This window comes from Asanoa sp. NPDC050611 (genome assembly GCF_040654855.1).
GTDB lineage: Bacteria > Actinomycetota > Actinomycetes > Mycobacteriales > Micromonosporaceae > Asanoa.
Genome location: NZ_JBFAIU010000341.1, coordinates 1 through 8105 on the forward strand (window position 1 = coordinate 1; position 8105 = coordinate 8105).

Consider the following 8105-nt stretch of genomic DNA (forward strand, 5'->3'; position numbering starts at 1 on the left):
CCTGGCCGGAGCGCTGGGCCAGCCGCAGGCTGACGTCGTCCATCTTCACGATCAGGCCGACCGCGCCGTAGACCAGCACGGTCATGGCCAGCCAGCTGCCGTCGCCGGGTGCGGCGGCACCCAGCGACGGCCGCTCGGCCGGAAAGGGTCCGACGGCATCGCGACCGTCGGCGAGGAGTCGCCACAGGGCGGCCGGCGAGTCGACGTCGCCGGGCAACCGGCAGCCGATCCCGACGATCGCGATGTGCTCGTGTTCCACGGGGGCAGTTTCCTTCCGGAAGGAATTCGAGATCAGAGGGCGTCGGGGCTGCCGAGCAGGATGGCGCTCTGCACGCCGCCCAGCTGGTAGGTGAAGCTCAGCGCGTGGTCGAAGGCGAGCGGGACGCTCTGGTAGCCGGGCAGCGGGTTGAACGGCAGGAAGTCCAGCGGCTCTTCGCAGTTGGCGGTCGGGCAGACCGTCCGGCGCTGCATCATCAGCAGCGTCAGCGCGACGCCGAGCGCGCCGGTCGGGGCGCCGTTGTGGCCGAAGCAGCCCTCCTGCGAGGTCATCAGCAGGTCGCCGGCCCGGTCGCCGAAGAGCGTGCGGATCGCCTCGGCCTCCTGCATCGCCATGCCGCCGTCGCTGCCGCCGTGCACGTACTTCACCTGCTCGATCGGCCGGCCGCCCATCGCCTGCCGGACCGCTGCGACGAGGCCGCCGCCGGTCTGGTCGCTGGCCAGCGGGTGCGGCAGGCCGTCGCGGGTGACCGCCTGGCCGAGCACCTGGCCGTAGATCGGCGCGCCGCGCCGCTCGGCGTGCTCGCGGCTCTCCAGGATCAGCGTGACCGAGCCCTCGCCGTAGTTGACGCAGCCCTGGCGGCGGTCGTACGGCCGCATCAGCCGGTCGAACTCGATCGGCTCGTCGGGCAGCGCGTTGGTCGGTCGCTCGTCGGCGTCCTGGACCATCCGGACGAGGTCGAAGACCTTCTTGAGCAGCGGGTAGTAGAAGTTGTCGACGCCGGTCACCGCGATCACGTCGGACGCGCCGCTGTTGATCAGCATCCGGGCGTTGTTGATCTGCACGGACGAGGAGGAGCAGCCGGCGTTGGCCGTGTAGCAGGGCCCGGTGGTCCGCGCGAACGCCGACTGGGCGAGCGCCACGTCCGACGAGGTGACCGCGATCGAGCTCTCGATGAACAGCGAGGTCGCCTCGAGGATGTTCAGGTCACTGATCTCGGTGTCGAGCACCTTGAGGTAGCCCGCGATGTTGGTGTCGACGCCGCCCCGGCCGACCAGGATGCCGGCCTCGGTCAGCGCGCCCGCCCGCACGTCGAGCTTCGCGTCGGTGCACGCCTCCAGGAACGACATCAGCCCGAACCGGTGCGTGTCGGTGAAGTGCGCCGCGAAGATGCCCGGGATCTCGGGGAAGTACTCGGCGAACTTCTCCGGCGGTAGGTCGACCGACCCGTAGAAGACACCGTCGTCCTTGGACGAGATCGCCGTCAGCCCGCTGGAGACGATCTCCCAGACGTCCTCGGTCGTGATCGCCGCCTGGCCCAGACCAGGCAGGCAGAAGCCCATGCCCGTGACAACGGTGTCACGCGCGTCGGTAGCCGACCTCACCATGCTCATTCCTTCCCCGAAGGTCGCTCGTTCGGGGAAGAGAGTACGTCCTAAACGGACAAATGAGATGTAAGCCCCCAAGGAGGGCGCGTCAGGCGCTCTCCCTCAGTTCGACCCGGTAGCCGGCGGTCAGCTCCGCCGGCGCGCCGTCGGAACCGGGCGCCAGGCGCTTGGCCAGCAGCTCCACGGCGAGCCGGGCGATCTCGGCCTTGTCCGGGGCGACCGTGGTCAGGGTCGGCACGGAGAACCGCCCGTCCTCGATGTCGTCGAAGCCGGCGACCGCGACGTCGTCGGGCACCCGCAGGCCGTGCTCGTGCAGCGCGCGCATCGCGCCGAGCGCCAGCGTGTCGTTGAAGCAGAACACGGCGTCGGGGCGCGCGCCGGCGTCGAGCAGGCGGGCCATGGCGGCCGCACCGTCGGCGCGGTGCCAGTGCGCCGCGGCCGCGACCCGGCGTGGCTCGTAGCGGATCTTCGCGGCGGCCAGGGCCTGCCGGTAGCCGCGCAGCCGCATGCGGGCGCTGGCGCCGGAGGTGGCCCGCTGGGCGCCGATGGCCGCGATCCGTCGCCGCCCGGAGTCGATCAGATGCGTGGTGATCTCACGTGCGGCGGCCACGTTGTCGACCGCGACGTGGTCGGCCGGGCCGTGGTCGTCGCGCTCGCCGAGCAGCACCATCGGCCGGGTGTCCGCGCGCTTCGCCAGCTCGGCGCCGGTGAGCGCGAGCGGGCTGAAGATGAGCCCGTCGATGAGCTGGTCACGCACGCCGTCCGCGACGATCCGCTCGCGGTCCGGCGAGCCGCCGGTCTGGTCGATCAGGACCGTCCAGTCGTGCGCCGCCGCCGCGTCGACCACGTGCCGGACCAGCTCGGCGAAGTACGGGATGTCGAGCTCGGGCACCGCCAGCGCGATCACCCCGGTGCGGCCGGTGCGCAGGCTGCGCGCCGAGAGGTTGGGCCGGTAGTTCAGCTCCGCGATGGCCGCCTCGACGCGGGCGCGGGTCTCCGGCCGCAGGTGTGCGTAACCGTTGACCACGTTGGACACGGTCTTGACGGATACGCCGGCGCGCTCGGCGACGTCCTTGAGCCTGTGTCGCACGCGCACCTCCGTCTCGGTTCGAGGACGACAGCGTAACGCACGCTTTACAACGTTGAATGCAACGTTGTAGAAAGTCTGCACGTCGCCTGAAAGGCTGAGACCTTGCACGTCGCTTCGTTCACCGTCGACCCGTCGTTCCGGGTCGCCGCCGCCGACCGGCGGCTGTTCGGCTCGTTCGTCGAGCACATGGGCCGCTGCGTCTACGGCGGCGTCTACGAACCCGGCCACCCGACCGCCGATCCGCTGGGGCTGCGCGGTGACGTGCTCGACCTGGTCCGGGAGCTGGGCGTGAGCGTGGTGCGCTACCCAGGCGGCAACTTCGTCTCGGGCTACCGCTGGGAGGACGGGATCGGCCCGGCCGGCGACCGCCCCCGCCGGCTCGACCTCGCGTGGAAGACCGTCGAGACCAACGCGTTCGGCCTCGACGAGTTCATGACCTGGGCCAAGGCGGCCGGCGTCGAGCCGATGATGGCGGTCAACCTGGGCACCCGCGGTGTGCAGGAGGCCCTGGACCTCCTCGAGTACACCAACCATCCGGGTGGGACGGAGCTGTCCGACCTACGGCGCAAGAACGGTGCCGCCGACCCGTACGACGTGAAGCTCTGGTGCCTGGGCAACGAGCTCGACGGCCCGTGGCAGGTCGGGCACAAGACCGCCGACGAGTACGGCCGGCTGGCCGCCGAGACCGGCCGCGCGATGAAGCGGCTCGACCCGTCGGTCAGCCTGGTCGCCTGCGGCAGCTCGAACCGTGGCATGCCCACGTTCGGCCAGTGGGAGGCGACCGTCCTCGAGCACGCGTACGAGCAGGTCGACTACATCTCCGCGCACACGTACTACGACCCGTCCGACGGCGACCGGGCCAGCATCCTCGCGTCCGCCGTCGACATGGACGCGTTCATCACCGAGGTGGTCGCGACCGCCGACCACGTGGCCGCCAAGCAGCGCCACAGCCGCAAGCTGAAGATCTCGTTCGACGAGTGGAACGTCTGGTACCAGTCGCGGCTGCCGGCCGAGATCGCCGGCCGGGGCTGGGTCGAGGCGCCACCGCTGATCGAGGACGACTTCACCGCGGTCGACGCCGTGGTGGTCGGCGACCTGCTGGTCACCCTCCTGCGGCACGCGGACCGGGTCGGCGTCGCCTGCCAGGCCCAGCTGGCCAACGTGATCGGGCCGATCCGCACGACCAACGGCGGCCCGGCCTGGCGGCAGAGCATCTTCCACCCGTTCGCGCTGACCGCCCGGCACGCGGTCGGCACCGTCCTGCGCACCGACCCGGTCTCGCCGGTGCACGAGACCGCCCGCTACGGCGCCGTGGAGTCGCTGTCCACCACCGCCGTGGCCCGGCCCGGTGTCGTACGCGGTCGCCTCGCCCGGCACCGCAACGGTGAGGTTGGCGATGCCGCCGAGGTTGACCGCACCCCACCGCCCCTGCCTGCCGGCCAGCAGCAGGAGGTCGAGCACCGGCACCAGCGGCGCGCCCTGCCCGCCGGCCGCGACGTCGCGCGCCCGCACGTCCGCGACCACCGGCAGGCCGGTCCGCTCGGCGATCCAGGCCGGCTGGCCGAGCTGGAGCGTGCCGTCGGTGGCCGCGTGGAACAGCGTCTGCCCGTGCGAGCAGACCAGGTCCGCCGGCCCGGCCGCGTCGAGCACGTCGGTCGCGGCGCCGGCGAACGCGAGGCCGAGCTCGTTGTCGAGCGCGCAGACGTCGCCGAGCCGCACCTTGCCCGGTGGCAGCGCGGCGCGGATCGCCGCGCGCAACGCCGGCGCGTACGGCGTCATGGCATGGTGCAGCAGCCGCGCCCGCAGCTCGTCGCCGCCCGGGGTCACGCTGAACGAGACCAGCGCCGCGTCGATGCCGTCGTGCGAGGTGCCGGAGCTCAGGCCCAGTACCCGCATCGACCCACCCTGTTCCAGGGCGGTGGTCCCCGTCAATCGGTCGACGGGTCGCCGTGGCCGTGACAGGGTGATCGCCATGGCACACATCGACCTGGGGTTCGACGAGAAGACGCTGCCCGGCATCGTCGGGCTGCTGCGCTACCGCCCCGAAACCGGCGGGCCGCTCGCGGCGCTCGCCGACGCGCTGCTGCGCGCGCCCAACTCGCTCTCGCGCGGCGAGCGGGAGCTGATCGCCGCCCAGGTGTCCGCGCTCAACGAGTGCGCGTTCTGCCGCGACTCGCACTCGGCCGTCGCCGCGGCGCAGCTCGAGCCCGGGATGGCGCTGGTCGAGCAGGTCCGCGCCGACCCGGCGACCGCCCCGGTGTCGCCGAAGCTGCGGGCGCTGCTCGCGATCGCCGCCGCGACGCGGGAGTCCGGCCACGCGGTGACGCCGGCCCTGGTGGCCGACGCCCGCGACGCCGGCGCCACCGACGTCGAGATCCACGACACCGTGCTGATCGCGGCCGCGTTCTGCATGTTCAACCGCTACGTCGACGGGCTGGGCACGTTCTCGCCGGACGACCCGGCGGCACACGCGGCGTCGGCCCGCCGCATCGTCGAGTTCGGCTACGGCCCGCGGCCCTGAGACTGCTGCTTATGCGGGTGAGCGTCTGAGCCATTCAGGCGCGCGCCGATCGCGGCTGTACTCGAGGCATGATTGAGAACACCATTCTTGTGATCGGCGGTACGGGCAAGACCGGGCGACGGGTCGCGGACCGGCTCACCGCCGCGGGCGTCCCGGTGCGCGTCGGCTCGCGCAGCGGCAGCCCGCGGTTCGACTGGCACGACCGGGCCACCTGGGCGCCCGCGTTCGCCGGCGTCCGGGCCGCCTACGTCACCTTCTACCCGGACCTCGCCGTGCCGGGCAGCCCGGCGCTGATCGCCGAGCTGGCCCGGGCCGCCGCATCGGCCGGTGTGGAGCACCTCGTGCTGCTCTCCGGTCGCGGCGAGGAGGAGGCGCAGGCCAGTGAGCGCGCCCTGGCCGACGCGGTCGCCGGCACCGGCACCGCCTGGAGCGTCGTGCGGGCGAGCTGGTTCATGCAGAACTTCAGCGAGGCGTTCATGGCCGACGGCGTGCGCGAGGGGACCCTGGTGCTGCCGGCCGGCGACGTGCCCGAGCCGTTCGTCGACTGTGACGACATCGCCGACGTGGCCGTTGCCGCCCTCACCGGCGCGATCCCGCCGGGCCAGGTCCACGAGGTGACCGGCCCACGGGCGCTGACGTTCGCCGAGGCGGTCCAGGAGATCGCCAAGGCCGCCGGCCGCGAGGTGACGTTCGTGCCGGTCCCGCTCGACGCGTACGCCGCGGAACTGCGCGGTTTTGGCCTCCCCGACGACGAGATCGAGCTGATCACGTACCTCTTCGGCGAGGTCCTCGACGGCCGCAACGTCGCGGTGGCGCCCGGGGTGCGCGCGGCGTTGGGCCGGGAGCCGCGCGACTTCGCCGACTACGCGCGGACGGCCGCCGCGGGCGGTGCCTGGGCGCCACCGGCGTAGCGCCGCGTCAGCCCGACGGGCGGCGAAATGCCTGGTAGTACGGTATGAACCGGGAACCGATGCCTACCGAAGAGCCTTCAAACAGGTGACGAGGTGCGAGTCTTGGGCAAAGGGGTTCATAACCGGCGCTGGCTGGGAGTCGGCCGGAGCACTCTGGCCGATTCCGGCGCGGCGGCGACCGAGGCCGTGAGCGCGGCGCGGACCGGACCCGACCCGAAGCTGTTGGTCGTGTTCGCGGCGATCACCCATGACACCGCGGCGGTGCTGGCCGGCGTCGCGCGGGCCGCGCCGGGGGTGCCTGTCATCGGGTGCACCACGCACGGGGAAATCGCGGTCGGTGGTCCCGCGGACGGCACCGTCACGGTGGCCGCGCTCGGCGGCGCCGGACTGGAGGTCACCGTCCGCACCGCCGAGCACGTCTCCGGTCGCCAGGCCGACGCGGGTTACGAGGTCGCGGCCTGCATGGGAGAGGTCGCGCAGCCGCACCGGGTCCTGATGCTGCTCACCGACGGCCTGGTGCGCGACCAGGAGAGCGTCGTACGCGGATGCTACCGCGCGCTGGGTGCGGGCATTCCGTTGTTCGGCGGGGCCGCGGCCGACGGCTGGCGGATGAGCGGCGCGTACCTCTTCAAGGACGGCCACGTGCTCACCGACGCGGTGATCGGCGCGGCGATCGCGTCCGAGGCGCCGATCGCGGTAGGGGTCGGCCATGGGTACCGCACGGTCGGCCAGCCGATGATCGTGACCCGCGCCGCCGACGGGCGCGTGTTGACCCTCGACGACCGGCCGGCGCTCGATGTCTACCTGGAGCGCGTGAACGCGCCGCCGGAGGCGTACACGGACCCGTCGGCGTTCACCGCTTTCGTGCTGCCACGCCCCCTCGGCGTGCAGCGCCGCAGCGGCGTCGAGGCCCGCAACCTCAGCACCGAGGTCGACCTCGAGGGACGGTCCATCGGCGGGGGCGGTGCGATCGACCCGGGCGGCCTGACCTGGGTGATGACCGGCGACGAGGAGTCCATCCTGGACGCGGTCGACACTGTCTGCCAGGACGCGCTGGATCGGCTCGACGGGAACGAGCCCATCGGCATGCTCACGTTCAGCTGCGCCGCGCTGCGCGCCGTGCTGGGCGACGACGGCATCCGGCGCGAGTGCGAGCGCCTGCAGCGGTGGGCCGGGGCGATGCCGTTCGCCGGCTTCTACACGTACGGCGAGATCGCCCGCAACCACGGTATCGACGGGTTCCACAACCAGACGCTCGCCGTGCTGGCATTGAGCTGACATGGCCGGCCCCGCGGAGTCGCTCTACATCCAGCAGCTCGTGGAGCTGCTGGCCGTGGTGTCCTCCTCCACCGACGAGGCCACCGCCGTCCAGAACGCGGTCGAGCGCTCGGCTCAGGCGCTCGAGGCGGAGGTCGCCGCCGCGGTCATCGACGGAGACGTGGTGGCGTCGATCGGGTTTCCGCCCGGCGCCGTTCCCCACGACGAGATCGTCGCGATGACCAGGACGCAACACTCCGAACTGCACGTTCCTGGACTGGGCGGGTGTCCCACGGTGACCGCGTCCTGGGCCGGCAGCCACCCGGGGCACCTGGTGCTGGCCCGCTGGCGCGCACCGTTCCAGGTCGAGGAGCAGAACCTCGTCCGGGGTATGGCCCGGGTGCTGGAACTGACCCTGACGATGCTGCGGACGCTGGTCGCCGAGCACGCCATCCGCGAGTCGTTGCAGGAACGTCAGCGGCTCCTGGAGCACCTGTCCGCGATCCAGCGCGCGATCTCCCATCGCGAAGACCTGCAGCACATCCTCGACACCATCACCGACGGTGCACGCGATCTGCTCGGCGACGAGATCGGGCTGCTGTGGGTACGCGACGAGCCCGACTCGGGCCGGGCCCGGTTGGCGGCCGCGGCCGGCACACGCCCCGTCGACCCGGCCGACCGGCCCGTGGCCGACCTCACCGCCGCGACGCCGGCGGGCGAG

The 8105-nt window shown here is 72.5% G+C and carries 6 protein-coding genes and 3 pseudogenes; 5 read left to right on the forward strand and 4 right to left on the reverse strand.

What is annotated here, in order from left to right:
- From AB0H87_RS34140 to AB0H87_RS34150, 3 genes are all read right to left on the reverse strand, one after another.
- A partial coding sequence (locus AB0H87_RS34140; protein WP_360155277.1) for a DUF808 family protein occupies positions 1-259 on the reverse strand: 259 nt, incomplete at its 3' end.
- 32 nt (positions 260-291) lie between these two features.
- Positions 292-1605: a beta-ketoacyl synthase N-terminal-like domain-containing protein gene (locus AB0H87_RS34145; protein ID WP_360155280.1), complete on the reverse strand. Its 1314-nt coding sequence runs from the start codon at positions 1603-1605 to the stop codon at positions 292-294.
- Between the two features lie 88 nt (positions 1606-1693).
- Positions 1694-2695, reverse strand: coding sequence for a LacI family DNA-binding transcriptional regulator (locus tag AB0H87_RS34150; RefSeq protein ID WP_360155283.1), 1002 nt, complete (start codon positions 2693-2695; stop codon positions 1694-1696).
- A gap of 885 nt (positions 2696-3580) precedes the next feature.
- Between AB0H87_RS34150 and AB0H87_RS34155 the strand changes: the two are divergent.
- Positions 3581-4072 (forward strand): annotated as a pseudogene (locus tag AB0H87_RS34155) (alpha-L-arabinofuranosidase C-terminal domain-containing protein); the annotation flags it as partial.
- A 21-nt stretch (positions 4073-4093) separates the two neighbouring features.
- Here AB0H87_RS34155 and AB0H87_RS34160 read toward each other — a convergent pair.
- Positions 4094-4714 (reverse strand): annotated as a pseudogene (locus AB0H87_RS34160) (anhydro-N-acetylmuramic acid kinase); the annotation flags it as partial.
- Here AB0H87_RS34160 and AB0H87_RS34165 point away from each other — a divergent pair.
- The 4 genes and pseudogenes from AB0H87_RS34165 to AB0H87_RS34180 form a co-directional block, all read left to right on the forward strand.
- A complete protein-coding gene (locus AB0H87_RS34165) occupies positions 4668-5216 on the forward strand; it encodes a peroxidase-related enzyme (protein WP_360155286.1) in 549 nt (182 codons plus the stop codon). The pseudogene AB0H87_RS34160 and the gene AB0H87_RS34165 overlap by 47 nt on opposite strands.
- 68 nt (positions 5217-5284) lie before the next feature.
- Positions 5285-6127 carry an NmrA family NAD(P)-binding protein gene (locus AB0H87_RS34170; RefSeq protein ID WP_360155289.1) on the forward strand — a complete coding sequence of 281 codons (843 nt, stop codon included), beginning with the start codon at positions 5285-5287 and terminating at the stop codon, positions 6125-6127.
- A gap of 186 nt (positions 6128-6313) precedes the next feature.
- Positions 6314-7405 (forward strand): FIST N-terminal domain-containing protein, encoded by a 1092-nt coding sequence (locus AB0H87_RS34175; RefSeq protein ID WP_360155292.1) that lies wholly within the window; start codon positions 6314-6316, stop codon positions 7403-7405.
- A gap of 1 nt (position 7406) precedes the next feature.
- A pseudogene (locus AB0H87_RS34180) lies at positions 7407-8105 on the forward strand (diguanylate cyclase); the annotation flags it as partial.

Bases quoted from the DNA above. Each gene is read 5' to 3' on its own strand.
- AB0H87_RS34165 (WP_360155286.1), top strand. From the start codon at position 4,668: ATGGCACACATCGACCTGGGGTTCGACGAGAAGACGCTGCCCGGCATC.
- AB0H87_RS34145 (WP_360155280.1), bottom strand. From the start codon at position 1,605: ATGGTGAGGTCGGCTACCGACGCGCGTGACACCGTTGTCACGGGCATG.
- AB0H87_RS34170 (WP_360155289.1), top strand. From the start codon at position 5,285: ATGATTGAGAACACCATTCTTGTGATCGGCGGTACGGGCAAGACCGGG.